The organism is Ruegeria sp. HKCCA5929, from assembly GCF_013034525.1.
In the GTDB taxonomy this organism is placed as follows: Bacteria; Pseudomonadota; Alphaproteobacteria; order Rhodobacterales; family Rhodobacteraceae; genus Ruegeria.
In genome coordinates this window covers 834,606-854,683 of the sequence record NZ_WQGE01000001.1, presented here as the reverse complement: position 1 = coordinate 854,683, position 20,078 = coordinate 834,606, and the positions used below count along the sequence as shown (strand labels likewise).

The following is a 20,078-nucleotide window of genomic DNA, read 5'->3' as shown; positions in this document are numbered from 1 at the left end:
GTATCCTCCCGTTGATCCCGAGCCTTGGTTCAGCCGGGCGTTACGGAAGGATACGCTTGTTTTTTATTGACAGGGAAAAAACCGAGTCAGTTCACGTTAGTCTTCAGATGAAGTCACTTTCCAGATCAACGCACCGACCGCGCCTCCGATCAGGGGTGCCACCCAGAACATCCAAAGCTGCGCAAGCGCGGGGCCGTCTGCGAACAGGGCGACTCCGGTGGACCGGGCGGGATTGACCGATGTATTGCTGACCGGAATTGACACCAGATGGATCAGTGTCAGCGCCAGGCCAATGGCAATCGGTGCGAAACCAGCCGGTGCCTTGTCTGAAGTTGCGCCCAGAATGATGAAGATGAAAAAGGCCGTCATCACAATTTCGATCACCAGAACGGACATCATTGAATAGCCTTGCGGGGACGCGTCTCCGTATCCGTTTGATGCGAACCCTCCGACCCCTTCGAAACCGGGTGCTCCGCTAACGATCAGGTACAACACAATGGCGGCTGCAATCGCTCCGATAACCTGAGCGACCCAATAGGGCAGCAGATCCTTGGCTGGAAACCTTCCTCCAATCATCAGCCCTAAGCTGACCGCCGGGTTGAAGTGACCGCCAGAGATCGGACCAACCGTGTAGGCCATTGTCAGAACTGTCAGGCCGAAGGCGAAGGACACTCCAAGCCATCCGATGCCGACATCTGCAACACCTGCGGCCAATACGGCACTGCCGCAGCCTCCGAGAACCAGCCAAAAGGTACCGAAGAACTCGGCAAGTAATTTTGACGACATGAAATTTCCTCCACAATGCGATGAGGTTAACTGTAATTCAAAAATTAACTTTTGTTAAATTGAGGCGAACGGGGAATTTCCCGGATGCCCTCTCACCCCAGGCGACAACTGACTAATGCCACTGTGCAGGATCCAGTTGAAAAAGTTTCGACAGCTGTTTGTAGACCTCTGGGTCAGAGTTGCGCAGAGCTTTTGGCCGCTCAAAGAACACTTCAACTGAAACGGCGAAAAACTCTTCGTGCCCTTCCGCGCCGTAGGGGTCAATTACAGTTGGGCGTCCCATTTCAACGGCCTGTACATGGGCGTCATAAGCCGTCAGAAACGCGGCCTCCCACTCGGAAAAACTCTGGTTGGCGCTGAGAACGGGCACACCATTGGCCGACCCTGTCAGATCGTCGATCTGATGTGCGAATTCGTGAAAGACAACATTTTGCCCGTCATGATCGTTCATCGCACCACGTTGGCTGTGCGCCCAGGACAGGATCACCGGGCCGCGATTCCAGCTTTCGCCAGTTCGCACGATTTCTTTCTCTGTGACGACATAACCGCTGTGTCGGCTCTGCCTGGATTTGAAAGCACTGGGATAGATCAGGATGGTGGTGAGGTTGTCATACCAAAGCTCAGTATTCACAACCAACAGACAGGCTTGCGCGGCGATGGACATCTGCATGTCTTCTGTGACATCCAGACCGTCGCAACCTATAAACTCGACCTGATCGAGAAACAGGTTGATTTTGCCTTCCAGCTTTGCGCGCAGGTCTTGCGGCACTTTCTGCAGAATCGGGACCTGAGCGTCGATAAGCCGTCGTTGCTGATCGCTCAGCGGCGCGGCCAGCAGGGCCTGGCGGGCCTGTTGCTTTGACCAAAAGTAATACGCCACACCACCAGCGATCAGGGCGACAAGTATCAAAAAAACCAACATGGCCCGACCCTAACGCGATGTCAGCGGGATCAAAACCAGTTTCACAGGCAAGCAGTCGTTATAAAAAAAGACGCCGCAGGTGTTTCTGCGGCGTCTCGGGTCTGACCTGAAAGGTCGAATTATTGTTTGACGTCAGCCGCCGGGTTCGATCCCCCCTTGGCGCTGCGGCCAGGGTTCAGCGGATCGTCCTGACGCTGTACCGAACCCTCGAAATGCGCACCGCTTTCGATGGCGATGGTCTTATGGATGATGTCGCCTTCGACACGTGCGGTCGAGGTCAGGCGCACCTTCAGGCCACGTACCCGGCCAACGATGCGGCCGTTGATCACGACGTCATCGGCGGTGACTTCACCTTTGATGGTTGCAGATTCACCAATGGTCAGAAGATGAGCGCGGATGTCGCCTTCGACGGTACCTTCCACTTGAATGTCACCGGAGGTCTTGATGTTGCCGGTGATGTGCAGATCCGAAGACAGAACCGACGCAGGCGGTTTTGGCTTGGGCGCAGTGGCAGGTTTCGACTCGGTTGGAGCAGGGGCCGCTGGGGTCGCCGGAGCGGCAGGTTTGGCCGCCTCAGGTGCCTTGGATGCGGGCTCGTTGATTTTGCTTTTAGAAAACATTTCTCGCAGCCTTGATGTAAGTCATTGGGTTCACGGGCTTTCCGTTCACGCGCACCTCATAGTGCAAATGCGTGCCGGTGGACCGTCCGGTGCTACCCATATCAGCAATATGATCCCCGCGCGAGACCCTTTGACCAACCTTGACGTTGATCTTGGTGTTATGAGCGTAAAGTGTCTCAATTCCAAACGCGTGCTTGATTTTTACAAGCCGTCCGAAACCCGACTGCCAACCTGCGTGGGTGACCACACCGTCTGCTGTCGCGAAGATATCAGTGCCGTGCGCACCAGCGAAATCCGCACCGTTATGCATCCGGCGACCACCGGTTTTGGGGTCGCGGCGTGTGCCAAAACCGCTGGTGAAACGCACTGCACTGTTGACCGGGCTGGCGAAGGGGGCCTTTTCCGCAGCAATCCGGTACAGGTTCAACTGATCCATCTGTTGAAGCAAAATGTTCGCGCGGGCCTCGTCGGCGGACAGCTCGTCCTCCTCGCCACGCGTGCTAAGGGATAAAGGGGTCAGCGGACCGCCCATACCGCTATATCCGCGCCGGACCTCTTCGATGATACGATCGGTGGGCATCCCGGCCTGGCGGAACATCTTGTCCAGCGGTTCGACCGAAATCACCATGGCGTCTTCCAACTGGCGGAAGATCGCGTCGCTGCGCTCTTGCATCAGACGGATTTCCAGTTCCAGTTCGTCCCTCTGAACCAACGCATCTTGCGCGTCCGAAGCGATCTGGTCGCGTTCTTCGGCAGTGCGTGCCAACGCATCCGTCATGAAGGCCATCTGCACTGGGGCGGTAGTGGCCGTCATATACATGTCGGTGTCACTGGTTTCCTGTTTCAGGGTCGCCAGCTCAGTCCGCGCCTCTTCCCGTTGCTTCATAGTGCTGCGCAGGGTGGTTTGGATAACCTCGATGCCGGTCTCAAGCTCACGGCGGCGGTTTTCCGACGCCAGCAGCTCGGACTGCATAGCGGAAATCTGCTCAAGCGCTGCATTAAAGCGGTCTTGGGCCGCAAGGGCCTCTTGTGCGCGGGCGTCCCGTTCTGCGGACAGGATGTTCAGGCGTTCCTGGTAGGTCGCCTGATCGCGTTTGGCTTGTTCTCTGAAGTTGCCAGACCCGATGCTGTCCATCAGCAGAATGGCCGTCGCGACCGCTGTCCAGCCGACCATGACAGCAACGCCAGCAACCGCAATCACCTGCGTTTCCGAGCTAAGCCGGATAAAGCGCGTGTCCTTGTCAGATTTCAGAAAAACCCGGCGTTCCGGGAAATGCCGCTCCAGCAGCGAATGTAACTTTATTGTCAGACGTGTTCGCACGCGTCTTACCTCTCATCCCCAAGATCGGGACCGGTCGTGGTGCAATAGCCGTCCCTTGGGCCGATTGCATAAACGGCTCGTCGTGAACGGGCAAGTTTGTTGACCAATCTGCGTCAAACGGCGCAAAAATCCCCCTGAGATCGGCGAGAACTTGCCGAAAATAACGAAGAAGTGTCAGTTTGTGACTTCTCCGGGCGCAGGCAGATCTTCGGTCAGGGGCCAGTAGAAATCGGGGGGCAAGCCAGCTTCAGCACGCTTTTCCTCGTTAAAGGGTGGTTTCAGTACGCCGTGAAAATAGCGTCGGACCAGCGCGTGAAACACATCTTTTGGGTCGGCATTTTCGCGACCGCACAGGAAATGGAACCATTTCGAGCCATAAGCAACATGGCCGACTTCTTCGGCATAGATCACTTCGAGCGCCGCAATGGCTTGGTCCAACTTGGCCTTGTGGAAGATCTCGATCATGCCGGGGGTGACATCCAGACCGCGTGCCTCAAGCACCATGGGAACAACGGCCAGCCGTCCCATCAGATCTTCGGCAGTGTCTTCCGCCGCGCGCCACATGCCTGCATGGGCGGGCAGGGCGCCGTAATGGCTGCCCATGCCTTCCAGGCAATCGCAAACCATCTCGAAATGGCGCGATTCTTCTTCGGCGCATTTCACCCAATCGTCGTAGAACCCGATGGGCATGGGCACGTGACCGAACCTGGCAATGATGTCCCAGTGCAGATCGACGGCGTTCAATTCGATATGGGCCACGGCGTGCAACAGCGCGATGCGCCCGGCATCGGTGCCCGGTTTTCGCTTTGGCACTTCGCGGGGCGAAAGAAGCTCGGGCTTGTCTGGGCGGGCGGGGTTCAAGGGGGGTGTTGCCGTGCCAATCTCGATTGGGTCAGCCTCGCCCTTGCGGGCAGCAAACCAAGCGGCGGCGTGCGCTTTGGACAGGGCGGTCTTGGCCCGCCCGTCCGCTGTTGTCAGAACCTCTGTCGCCATCTGTGTCAGTGTCTTACTCACGGGGTCGCTCCGCCTCGGTCGTGTCGAGGCGGGTCTTAAACCGGATGGCATGACAGGTCGAGAGGGGGCTTACAGCGCCTTCACCGCCTCAAGCACCTCGTCCACATGACCGGGCACTTTGACTTTGCGCCAGACCTTGGCAATGCGACCTTCGGCGTCAATCACAAAGGTCGAACGTTCGATGCCCATCGACTTGCGCCCATACATGTTCTTTTCCACCCAGACGCCATAGTCCTCGCAAACGGTCGAATTTTCATCCGACAGAAGCGGTGTCGTCAGCCCATGCTTGGCCACGAACTTGTCATGCTTTGCGACGCTGTCGCGTGAGATGCCGAAAACGTGAGCACCCGCATCCGCAAAGGCCTGAAGCTGTTCTGAAAAACCGATGGATTCCTTCGTGCAGCCCGGCGTATCATCACGGGGATAGAAGAACAAAACCACGGTGCCACCGCGCAACGCCGAAAGCGTCACCTCGCCACCGCCGTCGCGCGGCAAAGTGAAGTCGGGGGCCATGTCAGAAATATCGGGCATTGGAAACTCCGCTAAAGGTTTTTAAAGGCTGCCTGATATCATAGGGCGACACGTGCGGGTTGGAAGGCGTGAATAGCAAATTGAAGCAACGCGAGGACGACGAAGGGGAGGCACCGAACAAACCGGTACGCCGCCGGTCGCGTCGTCGCGCTGCCGGGATTTGGGCCATGCGCGGGGCGATCATGCTGGTGCTGCTGGCGATGTTCACCGGTTTCATGATTGTGGGCCAAAGGATGCACGCGCCCGCCTGGCTCAGGGACAGGGTCGAGACGCGGTTGGAACAGGCATTGGGCGGGCTGCAAATCCGGTTTGGCGATGTCAGTTTCATCATCCATGAGGGCTGGCGGCCCCGGCTGCGCCTGACCGATGTGTCCATCAGCGACGCGGCGGGCCAACAGATTGCACAGGTCTCGGACATGCGCGCCAGCCTTGCTATGCGGCCTTTGCTGCGTGGGCATGTCCGCCCGAAACGCATTATCCTGAGCGGTGCGCAGATCGCGTTGACCCGCGACACGGATGGAGCTTTGATCCTGACCGTCGGATCAGGCAGCGCACCGGTGCAAGAGGCACCGAATCTGGCGGAGTTGATCGAGGCGTCTGATCAGGTGTTCCTGTCTCCGGCACTGTCTGCCCTGACTTCGGTCGAACTTGATGCAATCACACTGGATTACCGGGATTTGCGGCAGGGGCGGTCCTGGGTGCTGGATGGGGGCCATATTCAGGCAAACCGCAGCGATAATGAGGTGCGACTGGCCACCGGGTTCTCGGTTCTGGCCGGGCGGGATTACGTCAGCGCGATCGAGGCCAACTATACCAGTACGCTTGGTAGTCCAGCGGCGCAGTTTGGCATCTCGGTCTCGGACCTGCCCGCAGAAGACATCGCCGGTCAGAGCCCCGTGCTTGCGTGGTTGCAGGTTCTGCGGGCCCCAATCTCGGGTGCTTTGCGGGGCAGTATCGACGAAAGCGGTGCTATCGGGACAGGTTTTGCAACTCTCAACCTTGGTGCGGGGGCCGTGCAACCCAATCCCGAAACACGTCCGGTGCCGTTCGAATCTGCCCGGACCTATTTCACTTATGATCCGAAATCCCAGGCGCTGAACTTCAACGAGGTTTCGGTGGTTTCTGCCTGGGGTAAAGTACAGGCGGACGGCACGGCATTTCTGCAGGGCGTGGAAGAGGGCGTTCTGGACAGCCTGACCGCGCAGATGCGTTTGTCCGGCATCAACGTGAACCCCGCCAATCTGTTTCCCGAACCAATCCAACTATCGCGCGCCAGCGTGGATTTCAAAATGGTTTTGGACCCGTTCGAGTTGCAACTGGGGCAGGTCACCATCGAAGACCCGGGCCACGTCATACGCGCCTTTGGGGTTCTGAGCGGTCGTCCTGACGGCTGGGCGGTCAAGCTGGATGCCCATCTGGATCAGATGACCTCGGATAAGGTGCTCAGTTACTGGCCTGAACGCTTGGCGCCCAAGCCGCGTGAGTGGGTCACCGAAAACCTGTATGAAGGGGTTCTGTCGGATATGGACTTTGCCCTTCGGCTTGAACCTGGATCGAAACCCGATCTGTATTTGGACTTCGGATTCGAGAAGGCCAAAATCCAGTTCGTGAAAACCCTGCCGCCAATCGAAAACGCTCAGGGTCAGGCAAGCCTGCTCAATCAGCGCTTTACCGTTACCGCACAGCAGGGGGTGGTGATTGCGGATGAAGGTGGTGCCGTGGATGCCTCGGGCACGTCCTTCATCATACCCGATACCGATATCAAAAAATCAGCCCCTGCAATCGCGCGCATCCAAGCCAAAGGCAGTGTGACGGCGGCCTTGTCTCTGTTGGATCGTCCGCCTCTTGAATTGTTGACTAAGGCCGGGCTGCCGGTCGACCTTGCCGACGGAACAGCATCTTTGGCTGGTACGTTATCGTTGCCGCTGAAAAAGGGGCTCAAGTTTCAGGACACCGAGTTTCACTTCGACGGCCATCTGGCCAACCTGTTGAGCGACCGTCTGGTACCCGGATTTACTGTCAGCGCCGCTTTGCTGGATCTGTCAGGCAACCAGTCCGGCGTTCAGATCAAAGGGCAAGGACAATTCGGAGATGTCCCGCTTGAGGCGCTTTGGCGGCAACCGATTGATGGAAAAACCGAACAGCGCAGTACATTGACAGGCCAGATCGAATTGTCGCCACGCCTGATGGATGAAATCGGCGCGGGGCTTCCGCCGGGAATGCTGACCGGGTCCGGGATTGCGAACATCTCATTGGGGCTTGGCGCGGACGAGCCACCGAAATTGTCCGTTTCGTCGGACTTGCAGGGCGTTGCGCTTGCGATCCCGGAACTTGGTTGGCGCAAAGCGGCGTCCGCTTCGGGATCTCTGACGGCCGAAGCGACCTTGGGCAAACAGCTGAAAGTAGACAACCTGCGCATTGAAGGCGCTGGCCTGCGGACCAGCGCCTCGATCACGTTTCGGGACAACGGCGATTTTGATCGCATCCAATTCAGCTCATTCGATATTGGTAATTGGTTGGCGGTTCCCGCCGAGATGATCGGACGTGGTGATACCGTCCCGGACATACGCGTGCTGGGCGGTGTGCTGGATATGGGAAAAGCGACGTTTGGCGAAAGCAGCGGTGGTGGCGGGGCTGGTCCCAAGCTGGATGTTGCACTGGACCGCCTGCAAATCACCGAAGCTGTGGCGCTGACGGGTTTTCGGGGCTCATTTCAAACAACCGGGGGGGTGAACGGGGGATTTACGGCGCAGGTCAATGGTGGGGCAGCGGTTTCAGGGCAGGTGACCCCACGTGGAAACCGCAGCGCTGTGACGCTGACATCGAAAGACGCGGGGGCCGTGCTGCGTTCTGCCGGGGTGCTGACCCAAGCACATGGCGGAGATATGAACCTGAACCTCGAGCCGGTCACAGCGCCCGGCAACTACGACGTCGTTCTGAGGATTGTGAACACACGCATCACCGATGCTCCGGCCATGGCGGCGTTGCTGAACGCGATCAGCCTTGTTGGCCTGCTGGACGAGATGGCGGGACAGGGCATCTTCTTCTCGGCCATAGACAGCCGCATGAGGGTCACGCCCACCGAGATCAAAGTGCTCAGCGGCAGTGCAGTCGGACCATCCATGGGCCTGTCCTTCGATGGCACCATCGACACAGTGAACCAGATGCTAAACCTGCGCGGGGCCATTTCGCCGATCTATTTGCTGAATGCCGTCGGCAGCGTCTTTACCCGCAAGGGCGAGGGGGTGTTTGGTTTTAACTATACCCTCAAAGGACCGCTCGCGTCGCCGAAAGTGTCGGTCAATCCTCTGTCCGGCCTTGCTCCGCTGTTTCTGCGCGACCTGCTGCGCCAGCCTGCCCCAAAGGTGTCAGACGGCCCCAACGCTGTTCCCCTGAAACCAGACGAGCCGAAACCCACCTTTGGCTCGCGTCCCAGCGACCGCTGACAGCATATGGCCGAATCCCTTTCGGGGATGTATGGCGCGCGCATGAAACTCAGCGATTTTGATTTCCATCTGCCCGATGACCTGATTGCCACGCGACCTGCCAGTCCGCGCTCGTCTGCGCGTTTGCTGGTGGCACAGGGCGATGTGACGACGGACAGCCATGTGTTCGACCTGCCGGATTTTCTGCAACCAGGCGATCGGCTGGTTCTGAATGACACGCGCGTTATCCCGGCACGGCTGAACGGGCGCCGTCATCGGGACAGTGCGCAAGGCCCGGTCTCGGCAGGGATCGAGGCCACATTGCTGGACCCTCAGGCCGATGGCACATGGTCGGCACTGATCAAGCCGTTGAAAAAGGTGAAGATTGGGGAAGAGATTGTCTTCTCGGACGATCTGAGCGCAACGCTGTGCAAAGTTGAGGACGGACAGGCGTATCTGAAGTTCAACCTGAGCGGAGAGGATTTTGATGCCGCGTTAGAGCAGGCCGGTGCGATGCCCCTGCCACCGTATATCGCGGCCAAACGTCCCGCGGATGAACAAGACAAGACCGATTACCAGACCATCTGGGCGCGAAATTCTGGTGCGGTTGCTGCCCCGACCGCCTCGTTGCATTTCGATGATGCGCTGATGAAAGCGTTAGCAGACCGAGGTGTTGGTTTCACGCACGTCACCCTTCACGTGGGCGCAGGCACGTTCCTGCCCGTCAAAGTAGAAGACGTGACCACCCACAAGATGCATGCAGAATGGGGGCAGGTGAGCCCTGAAGCAGCAGCCGAGATTCAGGCGACCAAAGACGCAGGCGGGCGTGTAATCCCGGTGGGCACCACGGCATTGAGGTTGATCGAAAGCGCCGCGCGGTCCGGTGCAATCCAACCGTGGGAAGGGGACACCGATATATTCATCTATCCCGGTTTCAAGTTCCACGTCACCGACGCGCTGATGACCAATTTCCACCTGCCGAAATCAACGCTGTTGATGCTGGTGGCGGCGCTCATCGGGCAAGACCGGATGCTCAAGGTGTACGATCATGCGATTGAGCAGAAATACCGTTTCTTTTCTTATGGCGACGCGTCGCTTTTAATCCCGTGAAGGGCGCAGACGAAGCATCAAAACAGTTCAATGTCGTAGACAAGCGCGACAGAAGCGGTCTTTGATCGCAGAACAGCTCGCACTTTAGGTTGGCATCAGTCGGAGACCCCAATGATTCAGGTTCTTTCCAGCGCATGGGCGTTGCTGCTCGGCATGGGGTTGCTGATGGTCGGAAACGGCCTTCAAGGCACGCTTCTGGGTGTTCGGGGCGAAATCGAAGGGTTCTCGACGCTGCAGATGTCATTTGTGATGTCAGCCTATTTTGTCGGTTTCCTCGGTGGCTCTCGTCTTGCACCTGAAATGATCCGACGCGTGGGTCATGTACGGGTTTTTGCGGCGCTGGCGTCTTTCATTTCGGCCGTCATGATTATGTACCCGATGCTCACGGACCCAATCGCTTGGGTTTTGGGGCGGGTGGTGATCGGCTTCTGTTTCTCGGGCGTGTATGTCACCGCAGAAAGCTGGCTGAACAACGCGGCCAATAACGAGAACCGGGGGCAGGCATTGTCCCTGTATATGATTGTTCAGATGTCAGGGATCATTGGTGCGCAAGCCCTGTTCCTGGTCGGTGATCCGGCGGGATATGAGACCTTTGTCATCGCTTCGATCCTGGTATCTGTGTCTTTTGCGCCAATTTTGCTGTCCATTTCACCAACACCGGCCTTTGACACCACCAAGCCCATGACCCTACGCGAATTGATGCAAAAATCGCCGCTGGGCTGTATCGGCTTGTTCCTTTTGGGAGGGGTTTTCTCCGCTCAGTTCGGTATGTCCGCGGTGTACGGGGCGCAGGCGGGGCTGAGCCTTGTTGAAATCTCAACCTTTGTAGCTGCCTTCTACGTTGGTGCGGTTGTGCTTCAATATCCGCTGGGGTGGTTTTCTGATCGCATGGACCGGCGTGTTCTGATCTTTCTGGTCGCAACGGTAGGGGCGGTCGCGGCCCTCGCAGGAATGCTCTACGGGGTGACTTTCGAGATCCTTTTGGTCTCGGCTTTTTTGATCGGCGGTATGTCCAACCCGTTGTATTCATTGTTGATCGCACATACCAACGACTTTCTGGAACACGAAGATATGGCCGCCGCGTCCGGTGGCCTTGTGTTCATCAACGGCTTAGGTGCCGTCGCAGGTCCATTGATCACCGGTTGGCTGATGGACGATGCCGTGTTCGGCCCGCCCGGCTTTTTCCTGATCATTGCTGTGCTGCTGTTCTTCCTTGCGGTGTATTCCGCATATCGGATGACGCAGCGCGCCTCGGTTCCCGTGGACGAAACCGGCACAATGGCGACATTGTATCCAACTGCGTCACCAGTCGCATTCGAAGTTGCGCAGGAGGTTGCGATTGAAGCAGCCGAAGCAGAAGCAGAAGAAAGCGCGCAGGAAACCGCTTAAGACACGAATTTATGTCGAATATGTTGCAATATGTTACTGTAACAGTTCTGTAAAACGGCCTTAAATGACCTTACGTCCCTTTTGCGGGCATAAGACGGAGTTTAAGGCAATGGCAACGCCTGAAGAGGTATTGAGTTTTTGGTTAGATAAAGTTGGTCCGAAAGGCTGGTACATACAGGATGAGGCGCTGGATGCAGAAATCCGCGATCGTTTCCTGTCAACTTGGGAGGCAGCGGTAGAGGGCAAGTTTTCGCTCTGGCTGACATATCCCAGCGGCGCACTGGCTTACATTATTTTGACGGACCAGTTTCCACGTAACATGTTCCGGGGTCAGGCGCGTGCTTTCGCGACAGACCGGGCGGCTTTGGCGGCGGCGAAATGCGCGGTCGACAAAGGCTGGGACAAAAAGATCGACGAACCGGCGCGGCAGTTCTTTTACCTGCCCTTGATGCATTCAGAAAACCTGTGCGATCAGGAGCGCTGTGTGAGGTTGATTTGCGAAAACCTGAGCCGCGACACAAGCAATCTGCTGCATGCGCGGGCGCATCGCGAAGTGATCCGCAAGTTTGGCCGGTTCCCGTATCGAAACGAAGCGCTGTCGCGTAATTCGACCCCCCACGAGGTCGCATATGTCGACATGGGTGGTTACGGCACCACCGTGCGCGAGCTTCAAGCGACCGTTTGACGGCACCCGACGTGTTGGCAGGCCGCGCAGTATTTTGCGCGGCGAAGCCTCATGAACCTGGCTCGCACCCTTTGAAATCCAGTACGCGCTGAGACACGATGTCGGCACCTTTTTCGATGGCCTGAGCAATCAGAACCTGAGGTTCGTCCGACAGGCTGCTCAACCGTTCCTGCGCTGCCTGTAACTTTTGTTCCAAACTGTTCAGGCGGGCCAAAGCTGACCGGAGCTCTTGCGCGGCTGCACTATTCGCCCCAGGATTTTCCAGCGATAAATCGGCCAGGTCTGCACGCAATGCCGCAAGCTCTGATCGCGTGCCACTCACCTCATCCCGGATAGGGGCAACGGCTTGCAAGGTTTGGGAAAACTCTGCTGTGATGCTCTCGACCTTGGACGCAAGTTGCCAGCCCAGAAACAGGCACAGCGCCACAAGGATCAATGTGGCGTTGAGCAGAGCAAGCAGAAGGTCTTTAAGGGTTTTTGCCATGGTCAGCCTCTTGAATGTCATTTGTCTAGAAATGCTCGAACGGTGTCGGCGGTTCTGTTCTAGCCACAGAGAGAGCTTGGGTATAGGCTGAATCCCGCACATTCAGGCATTGCTTACCCTGCGTCGCTTTTGTCGCGGGGGTGGCCTGTTGATGTGTTTCGGAAAGTAGTTTAATGGTAAACTAATTTCTCAACACCTGCGCCGAGAGGGACACATGGCTGCACAATCTTATGATCTGATCGTAATCGGGGCTGGCCCCGGCGGCTATGTCGCTGCAATCCGCGCAGCTCAGCTGGGTCTAAAAACCGTTGTTGTCGAGCGCGAACATCTGGGTGGTATTTGCCTGAACTGGGGCTGCATTCCGACCAAAGCCTTGTTGCGCTCGTCCGAGGTGTTTCACCTTATGGAACGCGCCAAGGATTTTGGTTTGAAGGCCGACAAGATTGGCTACGATCTGGATGCGGTGGTTAAAAGGTCACGGGGGGTGGCCGGGCAACTGTCGGGTGGGATTGGCCACCTGTTGAAGAAGAACAAGGTTGCCGTGGTGATGGGCGAAGCCACGATCCCTGCCAAGGGCAAGGTCAGTGTCAAAACCGAAAAGGGCACCGAAGAACTCACAGCCAAGAACATCATTCTGGCCACCGGCGCGCGGGCGCGGGAATTGCCGGGGCTTGAGGCAGACGGCGATCTGGTCTGGACCTACAAACATGCGCTGCAACCGCCACGGATGCCAAAGAAGCTGCTGGTCATTGGGTCTGGCGCAATCGGCATCGAATTCGCCAGCTTCTACAACACGCTGGGTGCCGACACGACCGTGGTCGAGGTGATGGACCGAGTGCTGCCGGTGGAAGATGCCGAGATCAGCGCCTTTGCTAAAAAGGCATTCACCAAGCAAGGCATGACCATCATGGAAAAAGCTATGGTCAAGCAGCTGGACCGTGCCAAGGGCAAGGTAACGGCCCATATCGAGGTCAAGGGCAAGGTCGAGAAACACGAATTCGACACCGTGATCTCGGCTGTTGGCATTGTCGGCAATGTCGAAAACCTTGGGCTTGAAGCTCTGGGGGTCAAGATCGACCGCACGCATGTGGTGACGGATGAATATTGTCGCACCGGGGTAGAAGGGCTCTATGCCATCGGTGACATCGCCGGCGCGCCCTGGTTGGCGCACAAGGCCAGTCACGAAGGTGTAATGGTTGCCGACCTGATCGCGGGCCAACATGCGCACCCGGTTAAACCCGAAAGCATTGCGGGATGTACATATTGCCAGCCTCAGGTTGCATCCGTGGGCTACACGGAAGCCAAAGCCAAAGAGCTAGGCTATGACATCAAAGTCGGTCGCTTCCCGTTTATCGGCAACGGCAAGGCGATTGCCTTGGGTGAGCCGGAAGGGTTGATCAAAACCGTGTTTGACGCAAAGACCGGAGAACTTCTGGGTGCGCACATGATCGGCGCAGAAGTCACCGAACTGATTCAGGGATACGTAGTGGGTCGCCAGTTGGAGACCACCGAAGAAGACCTGATGAACACGGTCTTCCCACATCCAACCTTGTCAGAGATGATGCACGAAAGCGTTCTGGACGCTTATGATCGCGTGATCCACATGTAAGGGAAGGGGGCGCTGCCCCCGCCGCGGCAAGCCGCGACTCCCCCGAGGTATTTGTAGCCAGATGAAGCAGGGGATCCGTACTTCATCTGTCCCAAAATACCTCGGAGCGCGAGGCAGAGCCTCGCAAAAAACCTACTTATTCAAAGCATCCAGAATTCGGGCCCACGAGCGGATGCCCTTATGGAAACTTTTGACGTCATATTTCTCATTCGGAGAATGGATGGCATCATCTTCGTTTGCATAGCCGACCAGCATCGAATCGAGCCCAAGCACGGTGTTGAAATACCCGACGACCGGGATTGACCCGCCCATGCCTGTAAACACGGCCTCGTGCTCCCATTCATCGGAAAGGGCTGCGCGCGCGGCTTCGAATTCCGGTCGGTTGATGTTCATGACGGAAGCAGGAGAGCCTTCGGAGTCATTATCCCAAACGACTTTAGCATCCGGAGACAGGCGTTCCTCGACGTGTTTGCGGATCTTCCTGCGCAACGCATCGGGGTTCATATCGCCCACAAGGCGGCAGGTAATTTTGCAATGGGCTTCCGACGGGATCACGGTTTTCGAACCAGCGCCATTATAGCCGCCCCATAAGCCGTTCACCTCCAGTGTTGGACGTGCCCATTGCTGTTCAAGTGTCGAATACCCTTTTTCACCATGCGGTTGGGTGTAACCGACCGAGTTCAGGTAATCAGCTTCGTCGAAGCCGCAGTTTTGCCATTGGCGCAGTTGGTTTTCGGGTACTTCGTGCACGCCCTCATAAAACCCTTCGACCGCGACGCGCCCGGTTTCGTCATCGTAGAACGAGGCGACGATTTTTGACAATTCCCGCAGCGGGTTCAGGCCGGGGCCACCATAGTGGCCGGAATGCAGATCGATCCGGGGACCTATGATTGTGAACTCGTCCTTCAGCATGCCGCGCAACTGGGCGGCAATCGAGGGAACGCCGCGTGACACCATCGAGGTGTCGCAAACCAGTGCCAAATCTGCTTTAAGCTCGGCCGCATTTTCCTTGAGGAAAGGAACCAGAGAGGGCGAGCCGGATTCTTCCTCGCCTTCGAAGAAAAAGGTGATGCGACAGGGCAGGGACCCATGGACGGCCTTCCAGGCCCGGCAGGCTTCGACAAAGGTCATCAATTGTCCTTTGTCGTCAGATGCGCCGCGCCCGCGGATCACCGGACCATGTGCTGTTTCTTCAATCGCGGGATCGAAAGGATCGCGGGTCCAGAGGTTCAAAGGGTCGACTGGCTGAACATCGTAGTGACCGTAGAACAGAATATGCGGGGCATCTGTGTCCTCTCCCACATGACCGACAACCATAGGGTGGCCGGGAGTTTCCCGCTTTTCAGCAGCAATCCCGATACTGCGGAGGTCATCGACTAGCCAATCTGCGGCGCGGCTTACCTCGTCCTTGAATGCGGGATCGGTTGAAATGGACTGGATTCGCAGCAATTCCATCAGACGGTCGATCGACGTTTGCAGATCATCGTCAATCCGGTTCAGCACGGTGTCTAGCGACATAGAGGGCTCCTGCTTTTCTAGGTTGGGCGAACCCTAGCAGCGTCAACGGCGCCGTCCAGAGCGGTTGTGTCGAAAAGTTAAATGTCTACTCAGCACACTGACTTGACGGCGCCTGCGTCGTTTCCACGCGTTCGATGGCCGTAACTTTACTTGTCGTAGGGGGCGCAACCTTTTATTTGATGCAAATCAAAGTTGGGTTCACCTGTTCGGCTGTAACCAGCTAAACTAAGGAACGCAAAGCTGCTGAAGCAGGTTACACTGTTTAAGGCGGCAGACTATTAGCCCAAGGGAAACCAATTTGGGCGCTCAAGGAGGGTCCGTTGGACTATACTGCTCAGCTCGATACAGCGATTGCCAGGCTGCATGACGAAGGACGTTACCGGACCTTCATCGACATCGAACGTCGCAACGGACATTTTCCTCATGCAGTACGCACGCGCCCGGATGGGTCGCAACAGAACATCACCGTGTGGTGTGGCAACGATTACCTGGGCATGGGGCAGCACCCTGTTGTTCTGAATGCCATGCACGAGGCTGTGGACGCCGCAGGTGCAGGGTCTGGCGGGACGCGCAACATCTCGGGCACCACGGTTTACCACAAAAGGCTTGAAGCCGAGCTGGCCGATCTGCACGGCAAGGAAGCCGCGCTGTTGTTCACAAGCGCCTATATAGCCAATGACGCGACCCTCAGCACTCTGCCCAAACTGTTTCCTGGTCTGATCATTTATTCCGACGCGCTAAACCATGCCTCAATGATCGAAGGTGTGCGCCGCAATGGTGGTGCCAAGCGGATTTTCCGGCACAATGACGTGGCGCATCTGCGTGAGCTGCTTGAAGCAGACGATCCCGCCGCGCCCAAGCTGATTGCATTTGAGTCGGTCTATTCGATGGACGGCGATTTTGGCCCGATTGAAGAAATCTGCGATCTGGCCGATGAATTTGGCGCGCTGACTTATATCGACGAGGTGCACGCGGTCGGCATGTACGGCCCGCGAGGCGGCGGCGTGACTGAACGTGACCGTCTGGCCCATCGGATCGACATTATCAATGGAACCCTCGCCAAAGCGTATGGCGTTATGGGTGGCTATATCGCGGCAAGCGCCAAGATGTGTGACGCTGTGCGCTCTTATGCGCCGGGCTTCATCTTTACGACATCACTGCCGCCTGCCGTCGCTGCGGGTGCCGCCGCTTCGGTTGCGCATCTGAAAACCGCGCAGGAGCTGCGCGACCAGCATCAGACTCAGGCCAAGATCCTCAAGCTGCGACTGAAAGGTATGGGTCTGCCTTTGATTGATCATGGAAGTCACATTGTGCCCGTGATCGTTGGTAACCCTGTGCACACCAAAAAGCTCAGCGATATGTTGCTGGATGATTATGGCATTTACGTGCAGCCCATCAATTTCCCGACTGTTCCGCGCGGCACCGAAAGGCTTCGGTTTACCCCGTCTCCGGTGCATGGACCCGACGAAATGAACCGTTTGGTGCAGGCGATGGACGAACTTTGGTCACATTGTGCGCTAAATCGCGCCGAACTTGCCGGTTAACCTCACGCCAAAGTGTGCAACGTGATTGCCGCGTGTTAAGCTTAGGTTAACAAAATTGGCAGACGAATCATTGTGGGGATGATTCGCCGCTAACGCGAAATACGCGACAGGCAGAATGGGGCAGCAGGGATGATTGGGCGCAGATCTCAGCGCGAGTCCGAAGAAGATGTAGACGTCAGGCCAAAAGGGTTTGACGATTACGAGATTCGTTTAGGCGACAAGATGCGCGGTGAACGCGCAACGATGGGCAAATCTCTTCTGGATGTTCAACGTGAACTGCGGATCAAAGCCAACTACATCGCCGCAATCGAAAACGCCGATCCTGATGCATTTGATACACCCGGCTTCATAGCCGGGTATGTGCGTTCTTATGCACGCTATCTGGGTATGAACCCGGATGAGACTTTTGCGACCTTCTGTCAGGAAAGCGGGTTTGAAGTCGCGCACGGCATGTCGGCCGAGGCATCGGTTGTCCGCAAACCCACGGGTGGTCTTCCGGCACGTGGTCCGATGGGCCGCGATCCGTTCATCTCGCCCAACACGCCCTTCATTCCGGGCAAGGAACCGCTGGTCAGCCAGATCGAGCCTCGGGCCATCGGGTCTTCGCTGGTCTTGTTGGCGGTCATTGGCGGCATCGGCTATGGTGGCTGGGCCGTTCTGAACAAAATCCAGCAGGTGCAAGTCAGCCCGGTGGAACAAGCCCCTGTCGTTCTGTCCGATCTTGATCCGCTGGATGCAGCCCGCAGTACTGTATCGGACGGTCCTGTTGAGACGGCAAGCGCCGAAGCACTCGACCGTCTTTATCGTCCGCAGGCTTTGGACGTTCCGGTTCTGGTGGCGCGTGACGCGCCGATCTCAACTCTTGATCCGCGTGAGGTCGGAACGTTCCGCCCGCCGGAATTGCCGCAGTTCGAAGTGGCAGATGTACACACAGTTGAACGCCCCGCATTGCCACAGGTGGTCGAGCAGATCGACACAACGCTAAAGATCGTGGCCGTTGACCCGGCTTGGATGCGCGTGACTGCGGCTGACGGCAGCATCATCTTTGAAGGCACTTTGGGCACGGTTGAGCAGGGCAGCGTTTTTGAGGTGCCCCTGACAGAAGAACCGCCGCAGTTGCGGGCCGGGGCGTCTGGGTCAGTTTACTTCTCAATGAACGGTGAGCATTACGGCCCGGCCGGGGCACCGGGTACGGTTGCCAAAGGTGTCGTCCTGTCGAAAGATGCCGTGTCCGAGACTTATGCCGTTGCCGATCTTGAGGCCGAGCAGAACAGCGCGCTCAAGCAACTGGTGGCTGAACTGCAGACCGAGGCGACAGAAGCGCCCGCCGAGTGATCTAGCCATTGCGGTGACCCCGTTGCCGAACTATCTACAGTCGCAACTCTGGCAGACGCGGATCCGTCCTTATGTCCCTCAATCACGTACGCCCCTGGCGCGACATCTATCGTCGTAAATCCCGTCAAATCATGGTTGGCAACGTCCCGGTTGGCGGCGACGCGCCCATCGCGGTGCAAACCATGACCAACACGCTGACCACCGATGTGGCAGCGACCGTGGCGCAGGTTCAGGCCGCGGCCGAAGCGGGCGCCGATATTGTACGCGTTTCGGTCCCGGATGAGGCATCGTCCAAAGCGCTGAAAGAAATCGTACGCGAAAGCCCCGTGCCGATTGTGGCAGATATTCACTTTCACTACCGCCGTGGCATCGAAGCAGCCGAGGCAGGGGCGGCCTGCCTTCGTATCAATCCCGGCAACATTGGCGATGAAACTCGTGTGAAGGAAGTGATCCAAGCCGCGCGCGACCACAATTGTTCGATCCGCATCGGCGTGAACGCGGGGTCTTTGGAAAAGCACCTGCTTGAGAAATACGGCGAACCATGCCCTGAGGCGATGGTGGAAAGCGGGTTGGAACATATTCGTATCCTGCAAGACAACGACTTTCACGAATTCAAGATCAGCGTGAAGGCCAGCGATGTCTTCCTGTCTGCCGCCGCTTATCAGGGCATTGCCGAGGCCACAGATGCGCCCATCCACCTGGGTATCACCGAGGCTGGTGGGCTGGTCAGCGGCACCATCAAATCGGCCATCGGTCTGGGCAACCTGCTGTGGATGGGAATCGGCGACACGATCCGCGTCAGCTTGTCCGCAGACCCGGTGGAAGAGGTCAAAGTTGGCTTTGAGATCCTGAAATCTCTGGGTCTTCGCCATCGCGGTGTGAACATCATTTCGTGCCCGTCCTGCGCCCGGCAGGGATTTGACGTGATCAAAACCGTGGAACAGCTTGAGCACAGGCTAGAGCACATCAAGACACCGATGAGCCTTTCGATCATCGGCTGTGTCGTAAACGGTCCGGGCGAGGCTTTGATGACCGACGTTGGCTTTACCGGCGGCGGGGCAGGGTCCGGCATGGTCTATCTGGCGGGCAAGGCCAGCCACAAGATGTCCAACGATCAGATGATTGATCACATCGTGGAGCAGGTCGAGAAGAAAGCGGCTGAACTGGACGCGCAGGCCGAAGCGGCAGAGTAACGGCGCTTTCAATAGAAGCTTTCCACGCGTCTTAAATGGCAAGTCTGCAAAAGGGGCCAAGGAATGATCGCCTATATTACCGTTGGCGTAGACGACATCGCACGCGCCGAGCAGTTTTACTCTGCTTTCCTGCCGACCTTGGGGTATGAACTGGAGAGGTATCGTGGCGATTTAAGCTATGCCTTGCCAGCCGAGCCGGGCCAGTCCGTTGCCTTGCCAGAGTTTTATGTGAAATCCCCGTTCGACGGGCAACCAGCCTCAGCCGGTAATGGTACGATGGTTGCGTTTGAGGCACGAAATCAAAAGCAGGTTCGTGATCTTCACGCCGCAGCGATTGCCGCCGGTGGGGCGGATGAAGGCCAGCCAGGCTTTCGGGACGCATACGGTGCGCATTTCTATGTTGGGTACCTTCGCGACCCTCAAGGCAACAAGATCGCGTTGTTTTCCAGCAATCCAGACGAACCTGGACGAGACGGATAGATCAGAAGTTATCGAAGTTCTTAAGGTGAGAGGCTTCGAGATCTAGCAGGGTGCACGTGACCTTTTGCTCAATGTCGACAGTACACTGAGTCGGGCTTGGGGCGGACCAAGC

Annotated in this window: 17 protein-coding genes; 9 read left to right on the top strand and 8 right to left on the bottom strand. The window is 57.3% G+C overall.

The window, feature by feature from the left end:
- Positions 1-96: 96 nt before the first annotated feature.
- The 6 genes from aqpZ to GOV90_RS04220 all read right to left on the bottom strand — a co-directional run bounded on the left by aqpZ (position 97) and on the right by GOV90_RS04220 (position 5,194).
- Positions 97-786 (bottom strand): aquaporin Z, encoded by a 690-nt coding sequence (gene aqpZ / locus GOV90_RS04245; RefSeq protein WP_171090665.1) that lies wholly within the window; start codon positions 784-786, stop codon positions 97-99.
- Positions 787-898: 112 nt separating this feature from the next.
- Positions 899-1,708 (bottom strand): zinc-dependent peptidase, encoded by an 810-nt coding sequence (locus GOV90_RS04240; RefSeq protein WP_171090663.1) that lies wholly within the window; start codon positions 1,706-1,708, stop codon positions 899-901.
- A 119-nt stretch (positions 1,709-1,827) separates the two neighbouring features.
- Positions 1,828-2,328, bottom strand: a complete 501-nt coding sequence (locus GOV90_RS04235; protein ID WP_171090660.1) for a polymer-forming cytoskeletal protein — start codon at positions 2,326-2,328, stop codon at positions 1,828-1,830.
- A complete protein-coding gene (locus tag GOV90_RS04230) occupies positions 2,318-3,649 on the bottom strand; it encodes a M23 family metallopeptidase (RefSeq protein WP_171090658.1) in 1,332 nt (443 codons plus the stop codon). The genes GOV90_RS04235 and GOV90_RS04230 overlap by 11 nt, the downstream gene beginning before the upstream one ends.
- A gap of 174 nt (positions 3,650-3,823) precedes the next feature.
- Positions 3,824-4,714 carry a ferritin-like domain-containing protein gene (locus GOV90_RS04225; RefSeq protein ID WP_171172816.1) on the bottom strand — a complete coding sequence of 297 codons (891 nt, stop codon included), beginning with the start codon at positions 4,712-4,714 and terminating at the stop codon, positions 3,824-3,826.
- A gap of 18 nt (positions 4,715-4,732) precedes the next feature.
- On the bottom strand, positions 4,733-5,194 hold the full coding sequence (locus tag GOV90_RS04220) for a peroxiredoxin (RefSeq protein WP_171090654.1): 462 nt from the start codon (positions 5,192-5,194) through the stop codon (positions 4,733-4,735).
- A gap of 68 nt (positions 5,195-5,262) precedes the next feature.
- Between GOV90_RS04220 and GOV90_RS04215 the strand changes: the two genes are divergently transcribed.
- The 4 genes from GOV90_RS04215 (at position 5,263) to GOV90_RS04200 (ending at position 11,803) form a co-directional block, all read left to right on the top strand.
- On the top strand, positions 5,263-8,640 hold the full coding sequence (locus tag GOV90_RS04215) for a DUF3971 domain-containing protein (protein ID WP_256367914.1): 3,378 nt from the start codon (positions 5,263-5,265) through the stop codon (positions 8,638-8,640).
- Positions 8,641-8,682: 42 nt separating this feature from the next.
- Complete coding sequence (queA, locus tag GOV90_RS04210) at positions 8,683-9,729, top strand: tRNA preQ1(34) S-adenosylmethionine ribosyltransferase-isomerase QueA (RefSeq protein WP_171091201.1); 1,047 nt, start codon at positions 8,683-8,685, stop codon at positions 9,727-9,729.
- 111 nt (positions 9,730-9,840) lie between these two features.
- Positions 9,841-11,118: an MFS transporter gene (locus GOV90_RS04205; RefSeq protein ID WP_171090650.1), complete on the top strand. Its 1,278-nt coding sequence runs from the start codon at positions 9,841-9,843 to the stop codon at positions 11,116-11,118.
- Between the two features lie 109 nt (positions 11,119-11,227).
- Positions 11,228-11,803, top strand: a complete 576-nt coding sequence (locus GOV90_RS04200; protein WP_171090649.1) for a DUF924 family protein — start codon at positions 11,228-11,230, stop codon at positions 11,801-11,803.
- A 49-nt stretch (positions 11,804-11,852) separates the two neighbouring features.
- Here the strand turns inward: GOV90_RS04200 and GOV90_RS04195 are convergent, their stop codons facing one another.
- Positions 11,853-12,287 (bottom strand): hypothetical protein, encoded by a 435-nt coding sequence (locus tag GOV90_RS04195; RefSeq protein ID WP_171090647.1) that lies wholly within the window; start codon positions 12,285-12,287, stop codon positions 11,853-11,855.
- Positions 12,288-12,501: 214 nt separating this feature from the next.
- Here GOV90_RS04195 and lpdA point away from each other — a divergent pair, with 214 nt between their 5' ends.
- Positions 12,502-13,896 (top strand): dihydrolipoyl dehydrogenase, encoded by a 1,395-nt coding sequence (lpdA, locus tag GOV90_RS04190; RefSeq protein ID WP_171090645.1) that lies wholly within the window; start codon positions 12,502-12,504, stop codon positions 13,894-13,896.
- Between the two features lie 132 nt (positions 13,897-14,028).
- On the opposite strand, the gene GOV90_RS04185 is transcribed toward lpdA, so the two are convergent.
- Positions 14,029-15,414 carry a M20/M25/M40 family metallo-hydrolase gene (locus GOV90_RS04185; protein ID WP_171090643.1) on the bottom strand — a complete coding sequence of 462 codons (1,386 nt, stop codon included), beginning with the start codon at positions 15,412-15,414 and terminating at the stop codon, positions 14,029-14,031.
- A gap of 320 nt (positions 15,415-15,734) precedes the next feature.
- Here GOV90_RS04185 and hemA point away from each other — a divergent pair, with 320 nt between their 5' ends.
- The 4 genes from hemA to GOV90_RS04165 all read left to right on the top strand — a co-directional run bounded on the left by hemA (position 15,735) and on the right by GOV90_RS04165 (position 19,966).
- Positions 15,735-16,958, top strand: coding sequence for a 5-aminolevulinate synthase (gene hemA / locus GOV90_RS04180; RefSeq protein ID WP_171090641.1), 1,224 nt, complete (start codon positions 15,735-15,737; stop codon positions 16,956-16,958).
- Between the two features lie 129 nt (positions 16,959-17,087).
- Complete coding sequence (locus tag GOV90_RS04175; protein WP_171090639.1) at positions 17,088-18,293, top strand: helix-turn-helix domain-containing protein; 1,206 nt, start codon at positions 17,088-17,090, stop codon at positions 18,291-18,293.
- A 71-nt stretch (positions 18,294-18,364) separates the two neighbouring features.
- On the top strand, positions 18,365-19,486 hold the full coding sequence (gene ispG / locus GOV90_RS04170) for a flavodoxin-dependent (E)-4-hydroxy-3-methylbut-2-enyl-diphosphate synthase (protein ID WP_171090637.1): 1,122 nt from the start codon (positions 18,365-18,367) through the stop codon (positions 19,484-19,486).
- Between the two features lie 63 nt (positions 19,487-19,549).
- Positions 19,550-19,966: a VOC family protein gene (locus GOV90_RS04165; protein WP_171090634.1), complete on the top strand. Its 417-nt coding sequence runs from the start codon at positions 19,550-19,552 to the stop codon at positions 19,964-19,966.
- Positions 19,967-20,078 lie beyond the last annotated feature (112 nt).

Excerpts from the sequence above, each read along its gene's own strand:
- aqpZ (WP_171090665.1), bottom strand. The coding sequence starts at position 786 with ATGTCGTCAAAATTACTTGCCGAGTTCTTCGGTACCTTTTGGCTGGTT.
- GOV90_RS04240 (WP_171090663.1), bottom strand. The coding sequence starts at position 1,708 with ATGTTGGTTTTTTTGATACTTGTCGCCCTGATCGCTGGTGGTGTGGCG.
- GOV90_RS04235 (WP_171090660.1), bottom strand. The coding sequence starts at position 2,328 with ATGTTTTCTAAAAGCAAAATCAACGAGCCCGCATCCAAGGCACCTGAG.
- GOV90_RS04225 (WP_171172816.1), bottom strand. The coding sequence starts at position 4,714 with ATGCCATCCGGTTTAAGACCCGCCTCGACACGACCGAGGCGGAGCGAC.
- GOV90_RS04220 (WP_171090654.1), bottom strand. The coding sequence starts at position 5,194 with ATGCCCGATATTTCTGACATGGCCCCCGACTTCACTTTGCCGCGCGAC.
- queA (WP_171091201.1), top strand. The coding sequence starts at position 8,683 with ATGAAACTCAGCGATTTTGATTTCCATCTGCCCGATGACCTGATTGCC.
- GOV90_RS04205 (WP_171090650.1), top strand. The coding sequence starts at position 9,841 with ATGATTCAGGTTCTTTCCAGCGCATGGGCGTTGCTGCTCGGCATGGGG.
- GOV90_RS04200 (WP_171090649.1), top strand. The coding sequence starts at position 11,228 with ATGGCAACGCCTGAAGAGGTATTGAGTTTTTGGTTAGATAAAGTTGGT.
- GOV90_RS04195 (WP_171090647.1), bottom strand. The coding sequence starts at position 12,287 with ATGGCAAAAACCCTTAAAGACCTTCTGCTTGCTCTGCTCAACGCCACA.
- lpdA (WP_171090645.1), top strand. The coding sequence starts at position 12,502 with ATGGCTGCACAATCTTATGATCTGATCGTAATCGGGGCTGGCCCCGGC.
- GOV90_RS04185 (WP_171090643.1), bottom strand. The coding sequence starts at position 15,414 with ATGTCGCTAGACACCGTGCTGAACCGGATTGACGATGATCTGCAAACG.
- GOV90_RS04175 (WP_171090639.1), top strand. The coding sequence starts at position 17,088 with ATGATTGGGCGCAGATCTCAGCGCGAGTCCGAAGAAGATGTAGACGTC.
- ispG (WP_171090637.1), top strand. The coding sequence starts at position 18,365 with ATGTCCCTCAATCACGTACGCCCCTGGCGCGACATCTATCGTCGTAAA.
- GOV90_RS04165 (WP_171090634.1), top strand. The coding sequence starts at position 19,550 with ATGATCGCCTATATTACCGTTGGCGTAGACGACATCGCACGCGCCGAG.